This window comes from Arthrobacter ulcerisalmonis, from assembly GCF_900609065.1.
GTDB lineage: Bacteria > Actinomycetota > Actinomycetes > Actinomycetales > Micrococcaceae > Arthrobacter > Arthrobacter ulcerisalmonis.
This window is the reverse complement of the sequence record NZ_UXAU01000010.1, coordinates 70086-89820: the sequence shown is the minus strand read 5'-3', so window position 1 is coordinate 89820 and position 19735 is coordinate 70086. Positions and strand designations below refer to the sequence as shown.

Genomic DNA, 19735 nt, shown 5'->3' with positions numbered 1-19735 from the left:
CCAGACCACTGGGTTGATAGGCCGGATGTGGAAGCGAGGACTAACGACTCGTGAAGCTGACCGGTACTAATAGGCCGATAACTTACACCACACACCACCCCCGCAAACGGATTCAAAAGCGTTTGTCACCAGGGGTGGTACAAGAAAACAAAGACTGCCCGCGTCCACTATGTGGTTCCCAACCAACAAACCCGTTGCTTGAGGAACAAACACAACAACATAACAACACCACACATGTTGTAACCCACAAGACTTCCCACCCCTGTAGCACCACACAGGGAAGGGTACAAAGGTTACGGCGGTCATAGCGTGGGGGAAACGCCCGGTCCCATCCCGAACCCGGAAGCTAAGACCCACAGCGCCGATGGTACTGCACCCGGGAGGGTGTGGGAGAGTAGGACACCGCCGGAACACCACTAATGGTCGAGGCCCCAACCACCACGGTTGGGGCCTCCCACATTTAACAAACAAACCCCCAAACACAACCCGAACCAGCGCCAAACCTCCCGGACCGGATCCTCAAACCACCGCAACAACCCCGGGAGGGTTACGCCGAGGGGTGAAATCGGCGCGCAAATCTGGTGATTAACCTCAAAAAGTCGCGGAAACACGCGGAATTTACCGTGCCGGCGGTCCCAAGCTGGTAAGTTTTCGAACAGTGGCTTGTGCGCAGACCGTGTGCAGGCTCGAGAATCAAACCGTCCAGGAGGACATCAATGGCTAAGAACCGTAGTGAACTTGTTTCAGAGGTAGCGGGCAAGGCCGGCACCAGCCAGGCAGCCGTCAACTCCGTCCTCGATGCCCTGTTTGAGGTATTCGAAGCATCTGTCGCCGCAGGCGAAAAGATCACCATCCCGGGCTGGCTCGCAGTTGAGCGCACCGACCGCGCAGCTCGTACCGGCCGTAACCCGCAGACCGGCGAGACCATCCAGATCGCAGCCGGCCACAGCGTCAAGCTGACTGCAGGCTCCAAGCTGAAGGCTGCTGTTTCCAACAAGAAGTAGCCATCGAACCGGCGTAGCCGGTTCGACGAAGGAGCGGCAACCATGTGGTTGCCGCTCCTTCGCGTTAATGACGATTCGCCGCCGACCAAACGGTAGCGGACAATGGGATGGTGTCTTCTGTCGCCAAATCATCATCAACCAAGCACCCGTCCATCCCCGGCAAGGGAGCGACGGGCAGCACGCTTGGGGTCTCCAAGGGATGGCAGCTGGCGGGACTCGCAGCGCTCTTCCTGGCTCTGGTGGCAGCCTTGATCTTCACCGGTGCCGCAGGTGCCCGCTCCGTCTCGGACCCCGGCGCTTTGGTTCGATGGGGACTTCCCGTCAGCAAGGCGCTCCATAACGCTTCGCTGGCCACGGTTATCGGCGGACTAATTTTCGCCGTCGGTATCCTCCCCAAGCGCGTAGGCGGCCAGAGCCGCCACAAGAATACTGCCGACGACGCCCCCGAACATCCCGCGTTCACCCGGGCGCTGGCCGTCGCCGCAATCGCCGGTGCTGTGTGGACGCTGTCGGCGATCGCCGTCCTGGTCTTCACCTACTCGGATGTAGCTGGCCAGCCACTATCGGGCGACGCCGACTACACCCAGGCCCTGGTCTACTTCATGACTGACATCGAAACGGGCCGCGCCTGGCTTGCCGTCACCATCATTGCCGCCGTCGTGACCACTGCACTATTTGGCGTGCGCTCCCTCGGTGGCCTCGCGCTGACGTTGATCCTTGCGCTGATCGGCCTGGTGCCCACGGCGCTGATCGGACACTCCTCCAGCTCCTCGGATCACGAGGGCGCCATCAACTCCCTCGGCCTGCACTTGGTGGGCGTGAGCGCCTGGGTGGGCGGGATCATCCTATTGGCGCTCCTGTCCGGAATCCTGACGGGCACAAAGGCGGGGACGACGTCGGATATCACTGAAGCGACGCTGCGGAGGTTTTCGACGCTGGCAGGCTTCGCCTTTGTCCTGGTTTTCGCCTCGGGCGTGATTAACGCGAGTATCCGGATTACCAGCTGGGACACGTTGTTTGGTTCCTCGTATGGCCAGCTGATCCTTGTGAAGACGGCAGCCACAGTCATCCTCGGCGCTATTGGTTTCATGCACCGGCGGTGGGTTATCCCGCAGTTGGGCCGGACGGGTTCTGCGATGTCGTCGCGCCGGGTGTTGTGGCAGTTGGTGCTTGTCGAATTGCTGGTCATGGGGGCAACGTCAGGCGTAGCGGTGGCGTTGGGCAGGTCCGCGCCACCGCAATCTACTACCTACGCTCCCGATGCTTCGCCTGCCTTCATCCTCACCGGCTACGAGCTTCCGCCTGAGCTGACGCCTGAACGCTGGCTGACGGAGTGGCGCCTGGACTGGCTATGGATTGCCGTGGCCGTCTTCGGACTGGTGGCGTACACCATGGGCGTGGTGAAGGTGCTACGGCGAGGGGACAAGTGGAGCTGGTTCCGGTCCGTGAACTGGCTGATTGGCTTGGTGGTCCTGACCTTCATTACCTCTGGCCCGCCCGCCGTCTATGGCCGCATCCTGTTCTCGGCACACATGGTAGACCACATGGCCCTGACGATGGTGGCACCGATCTTCCTCGTCTTAGGCTCCCCCGTCACGCTAGCCCTGCGTGCTTTGGCGCCCCGAGCTGATGGGTCGCGTGGTAGCCGGGAATGGATCTTGGTGTTCGTTCACTCCAAGTTCTCGCAGCTGGTGACCCATCCGATTTTTGCTGCCGCGAACTTTGCCGGCTCGATCGTGATCTTCTACTTCTCCGACATTTTTGGCTACGCCATGCGCGAGCATGTGGGCCACGAACTGATGAACTTGCACTTCCTGCTCACCGGGTACATCTTTGTGCTCACCATGATCGGCTCTGACCCACTGCCGCGGCGAGCTCCTTACCCCATGCGGTTGCTGCTGCTCCTGGCAACCATGGGGTTCCACGCCTTCTTTGGAGTCTCGCTGATGGGCGGCACCAATCTGCTCGCGGCAGATTACTTCGGCAACCTTGGCCGGACCTGGGGTGCGTCAGCATTGCTGGACCAGCAAACAGGTGGCGCTGTTGCCTGGGGGGTCGGCGAAGTCCCAACCCTGTTGGTGGCGATCGGGGTCGCCATCATGTGGTCCAGGTCCGATCAACGCGAAACCAAGCGCGTGGACCGAGCCGCTGACAGGAATAACGACGCCGACCTTAATGCTTATAACGATATGTTTGCCAAATTGGCGCAACGAGATGCCACGTTGGCTGACCGCAATTCAAAGTTGGAAGGACGCTGATGAGCGAAACCGTACGTACCCCACTCCGGGTCCGCGCCTCCGAGCTGGTGGGCCGCAACTGGTTGAACACCGGTGGCACGTCATTGGACCTTGAAGCCCTCCGCGGCAAGATCGTGCTGCTGGATTTCTGGACCTTTTGCTGCATCAACTGCCTGCACGTGCTGGACGAGTTGCGTCCGCTGGAGCAGCAGTACTCCGACGTCCTGGTGACCGTCGGCGTCCATTCGCCAAAATTCGAGCACGAGGCCGACCCCGTCGCCTTGGCCGCCGCCGTCGAGCGTTACGAAATCCACCACCCGGTTCTGGACGATCCGGAACTGGAAACCTGGAAGGCCTACACGGCCCGTGCCTGGCCCACCCTCGTTGTCATCGACCCCGAGGGTTACATCGTGGCCCACCTCTCCGGCGAAGGCCACGCGGATGGGCTCGCTGTGCTGATCCCTGAACTGATCGCCGAGCACGAGGCCAAGGGCACGCTGCATCGTGGCACCGGTCCCTATGTTGCCCCGGAACCCACCTCGGGCACCCTCCGCTTCCCGGGCAAGGCGCTCTACCTTCCCGCGGGGCGTGGCTCCAAGGATGCTGGCGCCGACGGCTCCTGGCTGGTCACGGATACTGGCCACCACCGCCTGGTGGAGCTGGGCACCGACTTCCAGAGCGTCCTGGCCACCTTCGGTTCAGGCACCAAAGGCTATGCGGACGGCGCCGCCGATACTGCGCAATTCAATGAACCGCAGGGCCTCGTGTTGCTCCCCGAGGACGTTGCAGCGGCAGTTGGGTATGACGTGGTGATCGCCGATTCGGTCAACCACCGCCTGCGCGGGCTCTCGCTCGCGGACGGCGCAGCCAGCACGCTGGCAGGCAGCGGCATCCAGCGGTTGCTGGAAACCGGTCCTGCCCGGGTGGACGACGACGGCGTAGGCTCCGGCGGACAGCTCGGCACCGAGCCTCTCAAGGTAGCCCTCAGCTCGCCGTGGGACGTGGTCTGGTCGAGCAAGTTGGACGCCGTCTTGGTCGCCATGGCTGGCGTGCACCAGATCTTCACGTTCGATCCCCGCACCGGCGCCATCGCCATTGTTGCAGGCAGCGGGCTGGAAGGCCTGCTGGATGGTCCGGCCCACGAAGCATGGTTTGCGCAGTCGTCCGGCCTGGCAGAGGACGCTGATGGCAATATCTGGGTAGCAGATTCGGAAACATCTTCCTTGCGCAAGCTGGTCATAGCTGACGGCGGGGCCATCACGGTGGAGTCTGCCGTGGGTAAGGGCCTCTTCGACTTTGGTTTCCGCGACGGCGCCGCCGACGAGGCCCGGCTGCAGCACCCGCTGGGCGTCACGGTCTTGCCTGACGGCTCCGTGGCCATTGCAGATACCTACAACGGTGCTGTCCGGCGCTACGACCCCGCGACCCGGACGGTCTCCACGTTGGCACGTGGCCTGGCTGAGCCCTCGGACGTGATTGTGGACCACACCCAGGCAGCCGGCGCGGAGCCGCTGCTGGTGGTGGTGGAAGCGAACCAGCACCAACTGGTGTACGTTCCCATCCCCAAGGAAGCGCAGCAGGTGGACGAGGGTGCTTCCCAGACGCAGCGCCCCAAGAGCCCGGTGTCCCCGGGTGCGCTGGAGTTGACGGTGCGCTTCACGGCACCTACCGGCCAGAAGCTTGATGACCGCTGGGGAGATCCCACCCAGTTGAAGATTTCTGCCACCCCACCGGAGTTGCTGCGCAGCGGCGGGGGAACCTCCGTGGGACTGCTGCGCACTCTGGAATTGTCCGCTGATGTCCCCGAGGGCGTCCTTCACATCACGGCCCGAGCCGCGGCGTGTGACGGCCCGGATACCGAAGACGGCGAGATCCCTGACCACGCGGCCTGCCACCTCTACCAGCAGGACTGGGGAATCCCGGTGGTGCTGCAGGCGGACGGCGACACTGAGTTGGTGTTGGACCTCCGCGGCATGGACTGAGGCGCTGCTGCCACACTGGCCCGGTTTTTGACTGGCTGGCTGCCAAGCCAGCCCAGTTTTCAGCCGACTCGACAGGTTGGAGCCGGGTTAATCCATCACCTTGCACCCAAAACTGGGCCAGTGTGGAAGCCCCCGGCCTAGAAACTCAGTTGCGGGGTGACCCGCACAGCGTCGGCAGTGACGTCCAGCCGGGTGGTGAAGCTGAAGTCCACTTCTTCATCAAGCGGGTACCAAACCCCGGTGAAGGCATTTTGCTGCAGCGCCTCCACCTTGGCCTTGCCGTCTAGGGGAGAAACCACCCAACGGCCGTCGAAGGGCTCAATGGCCACGCCGGGGTATTCCGTGACGGTCCATTTGATGGTGCCGTCCTGGACCCGGTTGTTGCTGGCGTAGTAGAACGGGCAATCCGGCTGCAGCTTCTGCTCCTTGACGGCCTCATCAGCGCAGCCGTCGAGGAACTCCTTGACCTTGGTCGCAACATCTTGCTTGAGCTTGTCCGTGGCCTGGGTGAGGAGGTTCAGCGGCGGCACGGATGCGTCCTTGTCCGTGACGGTGGCCCGGGTGGCTGACGCGGCAAAGTACGCCCCGTTGACGGAGGCTTCGTATTCGCCCGGGTAGAAGACCGCAAACGAATTCCTGCCGTCGGGCATGTTGACGGGGCTGCCGTTGATGAGCGCCTCGCTGCCGTTGACCATGGTGATGTCCACGGTGGGCAGCCGCGACGGCACAAACGCCCATGTGTTGAAGAACAACCACTCCGTGCCGGTCTTTTCCAGTGTGAAGTCAGTGTGCAGCCGGCTGCCGTCTAAGGTGTAGTCCATCGGCACCAGCACCCGGTTGCCGGGCTGCTCCACAGGATCGCCGATGGTTACGTTGGCCAGCCGGGACGTGGCAGTCTGCAGCGCGGTGCCATCGAGCATGGCGGCGTTTGAAGGTGGCACGGCAGCACGTAGCAGGCCGAGGGCCCGGCCGCCATCGCCGTTTTGCAGGGCAGCCAGGTATTCGCGAACGGGTTGCTGTGGACTGGCCACTGTATTGTTCACGATGTTTACCGCCACGACGGCGCCAGCGACGGCAAGCATGAGGCCAAGTAGCCATCCTGCCGCAACCCGCACCAACGCCTGACTCATCTGCACGATCTTTACACTAACGTCTGTGCGAAAGACACCAAAGCTGGCGCGGCTGGCCAGGGTAGTGTTTCGCGTTCGACGGCGGCTCCCGGGTGGCGCTGACGTGCGAGAACGGCAGCGCCAGGGCTTAGCGGCGGCGTTTTGAGGCGGTCCCGAAGACTCCCCGCAACAATTCGCGGCCCAGCTGCGTACCCATGGAACGGGCCATGCTCTTGATGCTCCCGCCCAAAGCCCCGCTCAACATCCCGCCCAGGTCACCCATTATGCCGCCGCCCTGTTGTTGCGGCGCGGGGACGGGGGCCGGCTGCGGTGGCAGGTCCATTGGTGCGGGAAGCCCAGGAACCGGCCTGCTGCTGGGGCGGCCCAAAATCTCCTCCTCGATTCGACGGGCATCGGCATCAAGATCTGGTGCGCCAGCCGGGGGAGCGGTCACGGCCGGTCCGGTGGGTGCGGCGGTCTTGCCGGTGAGCTTCTCGTAGGCCGAGACGTTGTCTACGGCCGTACCGTACTTGGCGAGCAGGGCCGAGGCGCCGACAGTGCTCTCCACCAGCGAGCTTTCGCTTGGCCCCATGACGGATTCCGGGGCCCGGAGCCGAGTCAGCGCCACCGGAGTGGGGGCGCCCTTGTCGTTCATGACGGTGATGACGGCTTCACCAATACCGGCTGAGGTGAGCGTCTCCTCCAGGTTGTAGTCGCTGACAGGGAACGTGGACACCGTGGCCTTCAACGCCTTGGCATCCTCGGGAGTGAACGCACGCAAGGCATGCTGTACCCGGTTGGCGAGCTGGCCCAGTACGTCTGCCGGCACGTCCTTGGGAGTCTGCGTGACAAAAAAGATGCCAACGCCCTTGGAACGGATCAAGGGCACGGTGGTGGTGATGGCTTGGAGGAAGGCCTTGGACGCCCCATTGAACAGCAGGTGGGCTTCATCGAGGAAGAAGACCAACTTGGGTCGATCCAGGTCACCGGCTTCGGGCAGGTCTTCAAAGAGGTCCGCCAGCAACCACATGAGGAACGTGGAGAACAGCATGGGCTTGTTCTGCAGGGTGGGCAGTTCAAGGCAGGTAATCACGCCGCGGCCGTCGGGGGCCGTCCGCAACAGCTCAGCGGTGTCGAACTCCGGCTCGCCGAAGAACTTCTCCAAGCCCTGAGCCTCAAGGTTGACCAGCTCGCGGAGGATCACGCCGGCGGTGGCTTTGGACAGGCCGCCCAGTTCCTCAAGCTGTGCCTTGCCTTCGTCCGAGGTGAGGAATTGGATGACGGCGCGGAGGTCCTTGAGGTCAACCAGTTCCAAGTTGTTCTTGTCCGCGAAGTAGAACACCAGCTGCAGGCTGGATTCTTGGGTGTCGTTCAATTCCATGATGCGGGACAGCAGGATAGGCCCAAACGAGGTGATGGTAGCGCGGACTGGCACACCCACACCATCGCCGCCCAACGCTAGGAATTCCACCGGGTAGGACTTGCTTTGCCACACCTGGCCGATGCTCTCGGTGCGAGCAGTGAGTTTTTCGCTGCCCGTAGCCGCGGTAGCCAGCCCGGAGAGATCACCTTTGATGTCTGCCAGGAAGACGGGCACGCCTGCGGTGGAGAGCTGCTCGGCCATCATGTGCAGCGTGACGGTCTTGCCGGTACCGGTTGCGCCTGCCACCAGCCCATGCCGGTTCATCATGGCCAGCGGCAGGCGTACCTGCGCGTCTTTGTGGAGTTCGCCGTCTACAATCGCGGCCCCCAACTCGATCGTGGCACCCTCTAGGGTGTAGCCCTTCTGGATGGTGGCGAGCTTCTCTGCTGTGGTTTTGTTGGCCATGGCGATAGCTTAGCTGCGGATGTGGCCCAGTTGGGGTCGGGACGTCGAAGTGCGTAGGTTCTTGGTGAACGCGAGCGAGCGGACCGATAGACTCCGGATCAGCAGCCACGATTCAGGCCTTCCCGACGGCGGTGGATACGGGAGCGCAGTCTGTCGCGGTGGGCTGACGGTTCACGGAGGGACCCGGCGGGCCAGAGCGTCGTTCTCGCGGAAGGGAGCGGCGTTGGACTCGGGACGGCAGAATGCGCCCGCTCCCCAACCGGCGGGTCTCGGGCCGAGTGCAAAGTGCCGCTCCTGGCGGCGGCCGTGGGCATTCACCCAGGAGAGGTCGGTGGCCTCATCAGCGGTCACCTTACACCCGGTCCCGGAAGAGGACCAGGCCGAACCGTACCGAGTTTGATGCCGCTTCTTGTGAAGGATGGCGATTATGCCCAAGCGATACCCCCAGGATCAGCGTGCCGTGCGGATGGTCCTGGACCGCCTCAGTGAGTACGACGCCGTTTTTTGCCGCCTGTTCCGCCATCGGACCGAAGCTCAATATCGGCGGGGAGTCCCTGCTCCGTTGGGTTCCCCAGGCCCAGATCGACGCCGACGAACGCCCCGGCGTCACCAGTGCCGCGCAGACCCGGATCAGGGAGCTGGAGAGTGAGAACCGGGAACTGCGGGAGGCCAACGAGATCCTGAAGAAAGCCTCGATTTTCTTCGCGAGGGAGCTCGACCCCCGCCGCCGCAAATAGCTGGATTCATCGACGAACTGCGTGCCGATGGCCACGGGGTCGAGCTGGACTGTCACGGACGCTGCTATCGTCAATGCGCTGAAGGACTCCGCGGAGAAACCCGAGTCCCTGTCCGGGCGACGGAAAATGACCGCCTGGCTGCGCAGAGAAGGCCGCGACGTGGCCAGATGTACCGTGGACCGGCTCATGCGGGACGAAGCCATGAACGGCCTCGTCCGAGGCCGGAAACTGAACAGGGACTTCACCGCGGCCCGGCCGAACGCCGTGTGGGTCACCGACTTCACCTATGTCCGAACGTGGGCCGGCTTTGCGTATGTGGCCTTCGCGATCGATGTCTTCTCCCGTGCGATCGTGGGCTGGCGCGGCTCCACGATCAAGGACACGGACATGGTGCTCACCACCTTGAAGATGGCGCTCTGGCGCCGGGACCAGGCCTGAACGCCGGTCCCTGTGGGCATGGTCCATCACAGTGACGCATACGCCCGTAAACCTCGATCCGGTTCGGAGAGGCACTGCTGCTTGACGGCCTGGCGGCTTCCGTCGGCGGCGTCGGCTACGCGTACGACCACGCCCTCGCGGAATCCACGATCGGCCTGTATAAGAACGAATGCGTCCGCAAGGACAGCCCCTTCAAGACAGGCCCGCTCAAGCAGCTGGCAGATGCGGAGCCGGCGACCATGAACTGGGCCCACTGGTACAACACGGAGCGGCTGCACAACACCTTGTCCATGCTCCCGCCCGACGAGTTCGAGCAGAACTACCGTGCTCAAGTTGACGCCTCATCAGACGACGCGGCCATCAGCAAGAAGACGGTCTAAACCCGGTACGGTTCATACCTAGTCGCCGCCGTGTTTCGAAGCCCAAGATCTCGGTTGAAAAAGCGCGGTAATCGGGCATGTTGGCGATGGCTGTGGCAGCGTCGGGCGCCGGGAAGTAAGCTCGGTCAAGGCTCGCAGCCCTGGCGTCGAGGAATACTCCCGAACGTCCATGACAGCAGGGCTACAGGCACGAACCCGAATCCACCACCGACCACGGATAGCCACTAGACTCCTGTGAGGTGAGATCAAGCAAATAAGTGAGTCTTCTTGGAAGCTAGCAGCAAAGCCAATGTCGGAGATCCGCTGCGCCTTTTGGCGCTAATGGTGGGGGAATTGCTTCTAACTCTTGGAGTAGTTGCCCTTCTGTTTATCGCTTGGCAACTTGGTTGGACGACGTTGGTGTCTGCTCAATCTCAACGGGCCGCGGTGGAATCCTTTGCCGAGAGTTTCCCAGGCCCGTTCGTTGCCGACGGCGTGGGCCTCGCGGATTACGGCGACCCGGCAATCACTCCGGCCCCGACTGAAGATGGCGCTGTTTTTGGCGTTGTGTACATCCCTCGGTTTGGAGTCGACTATGAGCCAAGGCCTGTCGTTCAGGGAACCGGGCAACAGCAACTCGATACTCTCGGTCTAGGTCACTACGCATCAACAGCAATGCCTGGAGAGATGGGTAATTTTGCTTTGGCTGGCCATCGCCAGACTCACGGGGCGACGCTCGACGCGATCCATACCCTCTCACCGGGAGACAAAATATACGTTCAGACTGCCGCTGGATACTTCACGTACGTCTATCGCAACAATGCCATCGTGCTTCCAACGCAGTCCGATGTCATTGCCCCAGTGCCCACAGAACCTCACGCACAAGCAAATGAACGATATCTAACGCTCACCTCGTGTAATCCCCGGTTCGGTCAGAGTGAGCGCTTCATTGCCTTCGCCGTAATGGACTCGTGGCAACCCATTAGCGCTGGGCCGCCTCAAGAAATCACAGAGCAAGTCCAAGAAGCAATGGGAACGTCAAAATAATGTATGGATGGATTTTTCGAAGGCTCCCGGGACCAACATGGCTCCGTGTCATCGAGGCCTTGGTGCTTGTTGGGCTTGCCATTGCGGCACTGTTTACTTGGTTCTTTCCATGGCTATCGACATATCTTGAGCTGAACAACCCATCAATTGGCTCACAAATGGTTTATTTACATGATGCAGTATTGCCATGGCAATTTTGGAGCCCAGTATGATTGCCTTGCCTTCGTTCTCATCAAACAAAACCAAGCGAGAGCGAAGACGTGCCACGGCGATTATTGCAAGCAGCATAATCGCGATCGCGTTCATCACCTCTTGTGGTGTCCTGTCGGGATCGTCCGACAATTCAGCAGCAAGTGCAGAAGCTCCGCAAAGGAATGTTGATGGGATTTCTCCGGAAAACCAGCCCGCAGCAAATCGCATCAGTGAGATCAGCGACAAAATGGAATCACTACTATCTTCTCTGTCTATGGATATTGAATCCCTAGACAGGAATGCTTTCCGCGACGCAATAGTCGGGTTGGATCCAGAGACTGCCAGCACTGTCGAAGTCTCAATCTTCAGGACTCCGACGGGACTTGACGTCGAAGCCGTTCAGGGCGCCGTTCAGGTTGACGGAACATGCATATTTGGAGAACTGAGGAAGTCGGGCGTCTCCATGTCCCTGCTTCCAGTCCTGTCAAATGGTCGCTGCTTCATCGGCGATCAACGCTAGTCCGGCCCTTCGCAGATGAGCGTAGTTTGGGCGGGTTGAACTTGTCGCCGCTGGCGTGGGCGGGTGTTGTTGCGGCGTGGTGCCGCCGGAGTGAGGTCAGGGCCTCTTGGAATTGGTAGCGACCAAGCAACCAAAACCAAAAGAGACCCTGAAATAACTGGCCCTTCGCATTTAGGCATGGTTGGTTTGTTTGGTCCGGTAGGGGCGGTGGCCGCCGGCGGCGAGTAGGCATCTGAGCCTGTAGTTGGTGAAGTTGCGGAAGCCGCGGGCTATTCTGCGGGTGGTTTCGATGACGCCGTTGATCGCTTCGGTAGGGCCGTTCGAGGCTCTTCAGAATTGAGAGTGTAGTTTTGGTCTGAATCCGCCGGATTCCAGGAGGGATCTGGCGATGTAGTTGGTGAGGTTGCGGAAGCCAAGGGCGGAGCCGCGCAGGTGTTCGAGCCGGCCGTTAATCGCTTCAGTGGGGCCGTTCGATGTGCCGGGTCGGTCGAAGTAGGCCAGGACGTCGAGGGCCCGGCGTTTGAGGGTGCGCCCGAGAGTTCGTAGCTCGGTCAGGGCGGGCGGGACGCCGGTGCTGAGGTGAGGTGTGTCAAGGATGTGAGACAGTCGGTTGGTTTCTTTGGGGTTAGGCGGCCGCGGGTAGCGGCTGGTTTTTGTTCTTGAAGTTGGCCATTGCTGTAGCCGGCGGCAGTCCGTCATTGTTGGTGTGGGGCCGCCAGCGGTTGTAGAACACTTCGATGTAGCGCATGGTTGCCCGGCGGGCGTCTTGCCGGGTGGCGAAGTTGTGGTGGTGGTAGAACTCGTTCTTCAGGGATGAGAAAGCCGACTCGGCGACGGCATTGTCCCAACACACCCCGGTGGCCCCCATGGACTGTCGGACAGCGTTTCCAGTGCACCAGGCGCCCATTTCCCGGGAGGTGTATTGGGTGCCCCGGTCGGTATGGAAAATCGCATCCGGGGCCAGGTGTCCTCGGTCCCTGGCCATCGCCAGCGCGCCCGTGACGAGGGAAGCGCGCATATGGTCGGCCATCGCCCAGCCAACGATCATGCGGGTGCATAGGTCGATGACGGTGGCCAGATAAAGCCAGCCCTCGCCGGTGCGCAGGTAGGTGATGTCACCGACGAGCTTCGTTCCGGGGGTATCTGAGGTGAAGTCCCGGCCGATGAGATCGGCAAAGACCTTGTTCGGGTCCGAGGGGATGGTCGTGCGTTTGAAGGCGCGCATCCGCTTGGCCGCCCAGCCGTGTTCGGCCATGATGGCAGCGACCGTCCCCACGGAAACCTCCACACCCTTGGCGGCGAGTTTGGTATGGACCATGCGGTGGCCGAAGATCCCGTCGGAGGAATCGAACATCGCCCTGACCAGTCCGGTCAGCTCCCGGTGCCGGGCAGCGGTCGGTGATTCCTTGTGGTCCAGCCAGCGGTAATACGAGGCCCGCGGAACGCCCAGCCGGGCGCACATCCAGGCCACCGGGAAATCGGCGTTCTTCTCCTGAACAAGCCGGTAGAGGTCCTCTACCGTTGTTCCTTGGCGAAGAACGCCGAAACTTTTTTCAGGAAATCATTCTCCCTTTCCAGCTCCCGCAGCCGGGCCTCCAATGCCTTATATTTCGCGGGATCCAACGGGTCATCCGGCTTGCCACCGGCCCCGGCCTCTCCTTCCCGATGCAGCTGCACCCACCGCTTCAGCGCGGTCACGGAGATCCCCAGTTCAGGGGCCACCGAGGCTGTTAACGCCAACCGAAAATAGGGCCAGTTTTGCCGATTGAAAACAGGGCCACGGGTTGTTGTTCTATTGTGCCTGAAGCTGGGTTCTTGTCTTGTTTCGGAGCCGGTAGCTGCTGCCGGTGAGGTTCAGGACTTCTGCGTGGTGAACGATCCTGTCGATCATTGCCGAGGCCACTGTCGCGTCGCTGAAGACCTCGCCCCACCTGCTGAAGGCCAGGTTGCTGGTGAGGATCAGGGACGCGTGTTCATATCGGGATGAGACCAGCTGGAAGAACAGGTTGGCCGAGTCCTGATCGAACGGGATGTAGCCGACTTCGTCAACGATGAGCAGCTTGTAGTGGCGCAGCTTGGCCAGTTCCTGGGGCAGGCGTCCGCGATCATGGGCTTCGGCCAGTCTCGATACCCACCCGGTCGCGGTGTCGAACAGGACCCGGTGCCCGGCGCGTGCGGCCCGGATCCCGATCCCGACCGCCAGGTGGGTTTTCCCGGTCCCGGGCGGCCCGAGCAGGACCACGTTCTTGGCTTCCTCCAGGAAGACCCCGGTGCCCAGATGCGCGACGAGGTTCCGGTCCGCGGCGGGCTGGTGGTCGAAGTTGAACTCTTCCAGCAGCTTGTGTCCGGGGAACCTGGCGGCCCTGATCCGCAGGGCGGCCCCGGAGGCTTCGCGTTCGGCGACCTCGCGGGAGAGGACAGCGGCGAGGTATTCCTCGTGTGACCAGCCTGCTTCCCGTGCCCGGTCTCCCAAGGATCGGTAGCCGTCGGCGATCCGTGGGGCGCGCAGCGCGCGGGCGTAGTAATCGATGTCCTTTCCTGCCCCGTTCACCGGCCGGCTCCTGAGAGTTCGCGGGCATCGTCGGGGATGGCGACGCCGAACAGTTCGTCATAGATCGACAGGTCCCGTTCCTCCACGACCGTGGACCGCCCGGCCTTGACGCTGCGGTGGATCCGCCGGAGCGAGGCGGCCTTGACCACGTGAACGGGGTCGGTGAATATCTGGTGTCTGGCCCACCGTCGTTCGTGTTTGGCCAGCAGCCGGCCGTCGGCGCTCACGGTCACCTTGTCCAGGTCTGCTTCGACGTCCACGATCCGCCCGATCGCGCCCGGGTCGACCGAGTAGTCGTTGGAGAAGACCCGCACGTAGTAGTCCCGTGGCAGCCGGACGCTGCTGCGGAAGGCGAACTCGGGCGCCACCGGCGTCAACGGCCGCATCGCTTCCCGGTCCTGGACGAAGAGCTCGGCCGGGCGGCCGTGCCGGTTCCGGGAGTAGCGGGCGTTGGCCCGCGGCAGCCAGTCCGCGAGCTGATCGTTGAAATCCAGCGGGGACGAGAAGGTCCGGCCGGGCATGAAGCCCTGGCGGAAGTACCGGTTCATCCGCTCCACGATGCCCTTGGATTCCGGATCCCGTGGCGGCAGCTGCCGGATCTCACAGCCCAGCACGCCGGCGAACGCCGCCGCCGGCTCGGTCAGCCTGCCCTGCCCGATCCCTGATTCGTTGTCCCAGACCAGCTGCTTGGGGACTGCACCGGCTTCCTGCAGCAGCGACCACATCCCGCCCAGCAGATCAAAGGTCGTGCGGGTCGGCAGCATCCTGGCCTGGATGTATCCGGAGAACGCGCTCGTCATTACCAGCACCGGAGGCTTGCCCTCCTGCCCGTGCCCCAGCGGCAGCGGCTCATGCGGGAACCATAAATCGCACTGCATCGCCTGGCCCGGTTCATGGACCAGGCGGTCCACGGGATCCGCCGGCACGTACTCGGGCCGGAGTCCACGGACCTTGTCCCGGAACAACGACGCGGAACCCGTCCAGCCGACGCGTTCGGCCAGTACTGAAGCCGGCATCGTCGGCGTCTGCACCAACAAGGCCCGCACCTGCGGCGCGTAAGCATCGAAGCTCGAACCGGCCGGCTTCCGCTCATACTTCGGCGGCCGCTCCGCCTCCAACGCCCGGTCCACCGTCCCCCGGGAAACCCCGAGCTGTTTAGCCAGCTCCCTCTTGGAGATCTTCTCCGTCGCGTATCGGTGGCGTATCTGCGCCCAAACATCCAATGTGATCACCTTCCATAATGGTCAGTGGCCTCATTTTCAGTTGGCATTTTTGGCCCTATTTTCGGTTGGCGTCAACAGAGGCGGGCGAACGGCCAGAGGAAATGACGAGATTCACGGCATCGGCCTTGAACTCATCGGAATACGTGGGACGGGAAGACATGGGCACAATCCTTTCAAACCGTGTCTCACATCAGTAGTACACCTCAAGGGAGTCAATCACGGCCTGCATCAGCTTCTTTCCCTGGCCGGGGTCTGGTTCTCGGTAGGCGGCAACCATGCGCTGGTAGGCGCCCCAGCTGGCCTCGACCTCGACATGGCTGTCGGCGGTGAACAGGGTTTCCAGGCGGGTGCGTTGTTTGTCGGTGAGAAGGTCGGCGCCCGTGTGCAGGGTCCGGCGGGCTGAATATAGAGGGTCCCCGGTCCGTCCGCGGTGACCGCACGTCTGTTGCTGAACCCGCCGGCGGCAATTGTCCAGGGCGTCGCCAGCCAAACGGATGACGTGGAATGGATCCATCACCGGGACCGCGGCGGGGAGTTCTTCAGCAGCGGCGCTTTTGAACCCGGAGAACCCGTCCATGGCGACGACTTCAATCTGGTCCCGCCAGTGCTGGGGACGTGCCTGCAGCCAGGTCGAGAAGGCTTGTTTCGAGCGGCCTTCGACCATGTCCAGCAGGCGGGACGGGCCGGTGCCATCGCGGATCGGTGTGAGGTCAATGATGACGGTGACGTACTTGTCCCCGCGGCGGGTGTGCCGCCACACATGCTCATCAACACCGATGACTTTCACGCCGTTGAAGCGGCTCGGGTTATCAATGAGCACGCGTCTGCCTTCGGCCAGGACGGCGTTGTTCGCGGTGTTCCAGGTGACGCCGAGTCCTTCCGCGATCCGGGCGACCGTGAGGTGCTGGCAGACGATTCCTTCCAACGCCCAACGCAGTCCGCGGCGGGAGAGTTTGGCCCGCGGCTCGGCAGCCTTGGACGTGTCCTGCCGCCACACGTGCCCGCATCCGGTGCAGCGGTAGCGGCGGACGCTCACCAGCAGCGTGGTCTGGCGCCAACCGAAGGGTTCATGGCCCAGCTGGCGGGTCACCGTGTCCCGGGGAACGCCCTGGCACCCGCACCTCGAACACCAGTCATCAGGATCAACAACGCGGCAGGCAAGGACCGCCCGATCCGCCCGGACACACTGCCCGGTCACTTCGAGTCCGAGTCCGTCGAGGCGGCAGAATGTGGTCAGGTCAAGGCATTGGAAGGTAGCGTTAAACACGAGGGCCTTGCGGTAGAAAATTTAGATCTAGACAATCCGATTCTCTCCCAAGGCCCTCACCTCAGCCGAAACACCCCCCCCTGCCCCGGACATCCCACGCCGCACCGCTGATTACACTCTCAATTCTGAAGAGCCCCGTTCGAGGCGCCGTTCGTATCGAAGTAGGCCACGATCGCTGCCTTCCATTGTTTGAGCGTCCGGCCCAGGCTGGCGATCTCCGGGATGGGGCACGTCGGGAACGACGCAATGATTTCGTTGACGAGTTCTCTGCCCCTCTCCGGCCTGGCGTAGTAGATGTTCCGGAGTTTCTGGTAGCACTGCCAGGCGAGGGTGACTTCGTGGTCCGGGTCCCCAAGGGCGAGTTTCGCATCGAGCCGGGCTGATTGTTTCTCGGTGAGGTGTTCGGCGCCGATCTGCAGGGTCCTGCGGATCCCGTAGAGCGGGTCACCCTTGCGTCCCCGATGCCCGAGAGTGTCCTGCTGGACCCGGCGGCGGACCTCATCGACCATGGATGATCCGAGTTTCACGACGTGGAAAGCGTCCAGGACGGTGATGGCCTCGGGCAGTTCGTCGCGGATCGCGTTGGCGTAGCCGCGGAACGGATCCAGAGCGGCGGTCTTGATGCCGGCCGTGAATTCCTCGCCGCGGTCTTTGAGCCAGTCGGCGTAGGCCTTCCCGGACCGGCCCGGAACGAGATCCAGCAACCGTGCATGCACCACTCCGTACGCGTCGCGGGTGTGGTCCACGATCCCGGTGACCATCCCGGACCCGGGCGGGCCGGTATGGGACCAGACATGCTCATCGACGCCGAGCGCGTCCACCCCAGCCAGCCTGCCAGCCGCTGCAATCCGGCGGGATGCCTCCACTCCGACGGCGTCCCAGACAGTGTGCCAGGAAACACCAAGCTGATGGGCCAGAGCGGAAACCGAGGTATCGAAACGCTGCAGCGCATCGGTCACCCACCCAACAGCCCGGGCAGTGAGTTTCGCCCGGCGCCCGGCCAACTCATGCTCTTCGGTGAACGTCGTTCTCGGGCAGTCCGGATCCGGACATCGCCAAATGCGTTTGGCCCACAGCAACCGCACCGGCCGGCCGAAACACGGAATGTCCTGGAGACGGACCGGGCGGCGGCCGTGCCCGACTGCAACGACGCCGCAGTCCGGACAACCGCTAACAATTTCATCTGTCTCCACGTGCACAACCAGGCCGGTCCCGGCCGCGGTGACAGAACAGACGTGGATGCCGTCGACACCGAGGAGCGCGTCTGCCCGCTCGCACCAACGACCGTCCGGGCAGGAAGTAGCATTAGGCATATCAGGGTCTCTTTTATTTGGAAGCTTGGTCGCTACCAATTCAAAGAGGCCCTGACCTCTCTCCTCCCGCACCACGCCGCAGCGGCATCAGGACACGCTCCCACCCGCAGCGTTTAGACAGCCCTAACCACGCTCATCTGCGAAGGGCCAAATAACTCTATGTCTTGTTCCGGTGGGCGCTGGTGCACCCGCGCGGATGCGCTGCTCGGTGTCGAGGGCATCCACGTCAGCTCCGTCACGGCAACCACGACCAGCTTGATTCTGGGCGTCGAGACCGGCGATACCGTCAGCGGTTGCCCGGACTGCGGCGTCGTCGCGGTCGGCCACGGGCGCCGCTCCGTCACGGCAACCACGACATCCCCTGTTTCGGCAGGCCAGTGCGGCTGCTGTGGGCCAAGCGGGTCTGGCGCTGCCCGGACCCGGACTGCCCGAGGACCACGTTCGCCGAGGAGCACCCGCTGGCAGGGCCACGGGCGAAACTCACCGCCAGGGCCGTTGGGTGGGCGACCGACGCGCTGCAGGCTTTCGACACTTCGGTCTCCGCCCTGGCCCACCAGCTCGGCGTCTCCTGGCACACCGTATGGGACGGGGTGCGGGTGGAGGCGTCGCGGCGGATCGCGGCGACGGAGTGGCTCGAAGGCGTGGATGCGCTCGGCGTCGACGAACACGTCTGGGCACACACCGGCCCGCCCGGCACCGGCATGGTCACCGGCATCGTTGACCACACCCGAGACGCCCACGGCGTGGTCCACACCCGGTTGCTGGACCTCGTTCCCGGGCGCTCGGGGAAAGCCTACGCCGACTGGCTCAAAGACCGCGGCACCGAGTTCACCGCCGGCGTCAAGACCGCGGCGCTGGATCCATTCCGCGGCTATGCCAACGCGATCCGTGACGAGCTGCCCGAAGCCATCACTGTCCTGGACGCTTTCCACGTCGTCAAACTCGGCTCAGCCATGGTCGACGACGTCCGCCGCAGAGTCCAGCAAGACACCTTAGGGCGTCGCGGACGCAAGGGCGATCCGCTCTACGGGATCCGCAGGACCCTGCAGATCGGTGCCGAACACCTCAGCGAGAAACAGTCCGCACGGCTCGACGCGAAACTCACCGCCGGAGACCCGGGTCACGAAGTCACCCTGGCCTGGCAGTGCTACCAAAAGCTCCGGGCGATTTACCATGCCCGACCCGAGCGGGGCCGTGAACTCGTCAACGAAGTCATCGCCTCGTTCCCGACATGCCCGATCCCGGAAGTCGCACGCCTGGGTCGGACCCTCAAGCAATGGAAAGCGGCCATCCTGGCCTACTTCGATACCCAGGGAGCGTCCAACGGGCCCACCGAGGCGATCAACGGCGTCATCGAAACCACCCGCAGAATCGCCCGAGGCTTCCGCAACTTCACCAACTACAGACTCAGATGCCTACTCGCCGCCGGCGGCCACCGCCCTTATCGAATCAAACAGGCCAACCATGCCTAAATGCGAAGGGCCCGTAAACGACGACCACCCACCTCAACATGGGGTACCTAAGAGATACAAGCCGAACCGCGGAGAGCCCCCAAATGCGAAGGGCCAAAAAAGGAGGGACTTAGCGAATCTATCGCTAAGTCCCTCCTTCTTCTCTGTCTAGCAGCCGCTCCAGGCTGATTCTAGTTAGCTATGACGACGCCGCCGGGTAACGAGGATCACTGCGCCGCCGAGCAGAAGTAGGCCAAGTCCGACGACGCCCAAAACCATTGCCTGAACGCCCGTAGAGGCCAGCTCACCGCCACTCGAAGTATCGGTCGGGTCAGTGTTTTCACTGCTAGGAACTGATCCAGGGTCAGTGCTTCCGCCAGCCGTCGGTGGAACAACTACGGGTGGCTCCGTCGCGATGGGTGTGTAGGTGATCGTGACGGTCGCGGTGGCGGTGTTCCCGGTTTTATCGGTGACTTG

Annotated in this window: 17 protein-coding genes, 1 rRNA gene and 4 pseudogenes; 10 read left to right on the top strand and 12 right to left on the bottom strand. The window is 62.8% G+C overall.

Annotated elements, in window-relative coordinates:
* Positions 1 to 294: 294 nt before the first annotated feature.
* The 4 genes from rrf to PSET11_RS02855 all read left to right on the top strand — a co-directional run bounded on the left by rrf (position 295) and on the right by PSET11_RS02855 (position 5223).
* A 5S ribosomal RNA gene (rrf, locus tag PSET11_RS02870) occupies positions 295 to 411 on the top strand.
* A 305-nt stretch (positions 412 to 716) separates the two neighbouring features.
* Positions 717 to 1004, top strand: coding sequence for an HU family DNA-binding protein (locus PSET11_RS02865; RefSeq protein WP_124090577.1), 288 nt, complete (start codon positions 717 to 719; stop codon positions 1002 to 1004).
* 107 nt (positions 1005 to 1111) lie between these two features.
* Entirely contained in the window at positions 1112 to 3262 is a 2151-nt protein-coding gene (locus tag PSET11_RS02860; protein WP_124090574.1) for a bifunctional copper resistance protein CopD/cytochrome c oxidase assembly protein, read from the top strand.
* Positions 3262 to 5223, top strand: coding sequence for an NHL domain-containing thioredoxin family protein (locus PSET11_RS02855; protein WP_124090572.1), 1962 nt, complete (start codon positions 3262 to 3264; stop codon positions 5221 to 5223). Before PSET11_RS02860 ends, PSET11_RS02855 begins: the two co-directional genes overlap by 1 nt.
* 137 nt (positions 5224 to 5360) lie before the next feature.
* On the opposite strand, the gene PSET11_RS02850 is transcribed toward PSET11_RS02855, so the two are convergent.
* The gene (locus PSET11_RS02850) at positions 5361 to 6353 is read right to left on the bottom strand and encodes a hypothetical protein (RefSeq protein ID WP_203415891.1); all 993 of its coding nucleotides are present in this window, start codon (positions 6351 to 6353) and stop codon (positions 5361 to 5363) included.
* A gap of 127 nt (positions 6354 to 6480) precedes the next feature.
* A complete protein-coding gene (locus PSET11_RS02845) occupies positions 6481 to 8160 on the bottom strand; it encodes a helicase HerA-like domain-containing protein (protein ID WP_203415889.1) in 1680 nt (559 codons plus the stop codon).
* Between the two features lie 485 nt (positions 8161 to 8645).
* On the opposite strand from PSET11_RS02845, the gene PSET11_RS17145 reads away from it, so the two are divergent.
* From PSET11_RS17145 to PSET11_RS02830, 4 genes are all read left to right on the top strand, one after another.
* Positions 8646 to 8897 carry a hypothetical protein gene (locus tag PSET11_RS17145; RefSeq protein ID WP_377947466.1) on the top strand — a complete coding sequence of 84 codons (252 nt, stop codon included), beginning with the start codon at positions 8646 to 8648 and terminating at the stop codon, positions 8895 to 8897.
* 27 nt (positions 8898 to 8924) lie between these two features.
* A complete protein-coding gene (locus PSET11_RS17140; protein WP_377947464.1) occupies positions 8925 to 9335 on the top strand; it encodes a DDE-type integrase/transposase/recombinase in 411 nt (136 codons plus the stop codon).
* A gap of 56 nt (positions 9336 to 9391) precedes the next feature.
* Entirely contained in the window at positions 9392 to 9715 is a 324-nt protein-coding gene (locus tag PSET11_RS17135; RefSeq protein WP_377947471.1) for an integrase core domain-containing protein, read from the top strand.
* Between the two features lie 267 nt (positions 9716 to 9982).
* On the top strand, positions 9983 to 10741 hold the full coding sequence (locus PSET11_RS02830; protein WP_238989000.1) for a class E sortase: 759 nt from the start codon (positions 9983 to 9985) through the stop codon (positions 10739 to 10741).
* A gap of 93 nt (positions 10742 to 10834) precedes the next feature.
* Here PSET11_RS02830 and PSET11_RS17130 read toward each other — a convergent pair whose 3' ends face one another.
* Positions 10835 to 11281, bottom strand: coding sequence for a hypothetical protein (locus tag PSET11_RS17130; RefSeq protein ID WP_160118955.1), 447 nt, complete (start codon positions 11279 to 11281; stop codon positions 10835 to 10837).
* Between PSET11_RS17130 and PSET11_RS17125 the strand changes: the two genes are divergently transcribed.
* The gene (locus PSET11_RS17125) at positions 11181 to 11453 is read left to right on the top strand and encodes a DUF6993 domain-containing protein (RefSeq protein WP_377947469.1); all 273 of its coding nucleotides are present in this window, start codon (positions 11181 to 11183) and stop codon (positions 11451 to 11453) included. The genes PSET11_RS17130 and PSET11_RS17125 overlap by 101 nt on opposite strands.
* A 171-nt stretch (positions 11454 to 11624) precedes the next feature.
* Here PSET11_RS17125 and PSET11_RS02815 read toward each other — a convergent pair.
* The 8 genes and pseudogenes from PSET11_RS02815 to PSET11_RS02780 all read right to left on the bottom strand — a co-directional run.
* Positions 11625 to 11777 (bottom strand): annotated as a pseudogene (locus PSET11_RS02815) (transposase); the annotation flags it as partial.
* Between the two features lie 6 nt (positions 11778 to 11783).
* A pseudogene (locus PSET11_RS02810) lies at positions 11784 to 12032 on the bottom strand (transposase); the annotation flags it as partial.
* Positions 12033 to 12078: 46 nt separating this feature from the next.
* Positions 12079 to 12915: an IS3 family transposase gene (locus PSET11_RS02805; protein ID WP_238989002.1), complete on the bottom strand. Its 837-nt coding sequence runs from the start codon at positions 12913 to 12915 to the stop codon at positions 12079 to 12081.
* A gap of 53 nt (positions 12916 to 12968) precedes the next feature.
* Positions 12969 to 13175, bottom strand: a complete 207-nt coding sequence (locus PSET11_RS02800; protein WP_282432642.1) for a transposase — start codon at positions 13173 to 13175, stop codon at positions 12969 to 12971.
* Positions 13176 to 13245: 70 nt separating this feature from the next.
* On the bottom strand, positions 13246 to 14004 hold the full coding sequence (gene istB, locus PSET11_RS02795; protein WP_124090560.1) for an IS21-like element helper ATPase IstB: 759 nt from the start codon (positions 14002 to 14004) through the stop codon (positions 13246 to 13248).
* Positions 14001 to 15236, bottom strand: a complete 1236-nt coding sequence (gene istA / locus PSET11_RS02790; protein ID WP_124090558.1) for an IS21 family transposase — start codon at positions 15234 to 15236, stop codon at positions 14001 to 14003. The genes istB and istA overlap by 4 nt, the downstream gene beginning before the upstream one ends.
* Before the next feature lie 196 nt (positions 15237 to 15432).
* Positions 15433 to 16494 (bottom strand): annotated as a pseudogene (locus PSET11_RS02785) (ISL3 family transposase); the annotation flags it as partial.
* A gap of 119 nt (positions 16495 to 16613) precedes the next feature.
* Positions 16614 to 17807 carry an ISL3 family transposase gene (locus PSET11_RS02780; protein WP_124090556.1) on the bottom strand — a complete coding sequence of 398 codons (1194 nt, stop codon included), beginning with the start codon at positions 17805 to 17807 and terminating at the stop codon, positions 16614 to 16616.
* A 159-nt stretch (positions 17808 to 17966) separates the two neighbouring features.
* Here PSET11_RS02780 and PSET11_RS02775 point away from each other — a divergent pair.
* Positions 17967 to 19279: pseudogene (locus tag PSET11_RS02775) on the top strand (ISL3 family transposase).
* Positions 19280 to 19453: 174 nt separating this feature from the next.
* Here PSET11_RS02775 and PSET11_RS17120 read toward each other — a convergent pair.
* Complete coding sequence (locus PSET11_RS17120) at positions 19454 to 19561, bottom strand: LPXTG cell wall anchor domain-containing protein (RefSeq protein WP_427846145.1); 108 nt, start codon at positions 19559 to 19561, stop codon at positions 19454 to 19456.
* Positions 19562 to 19735 lie beyond the last annotated feature (174 nt).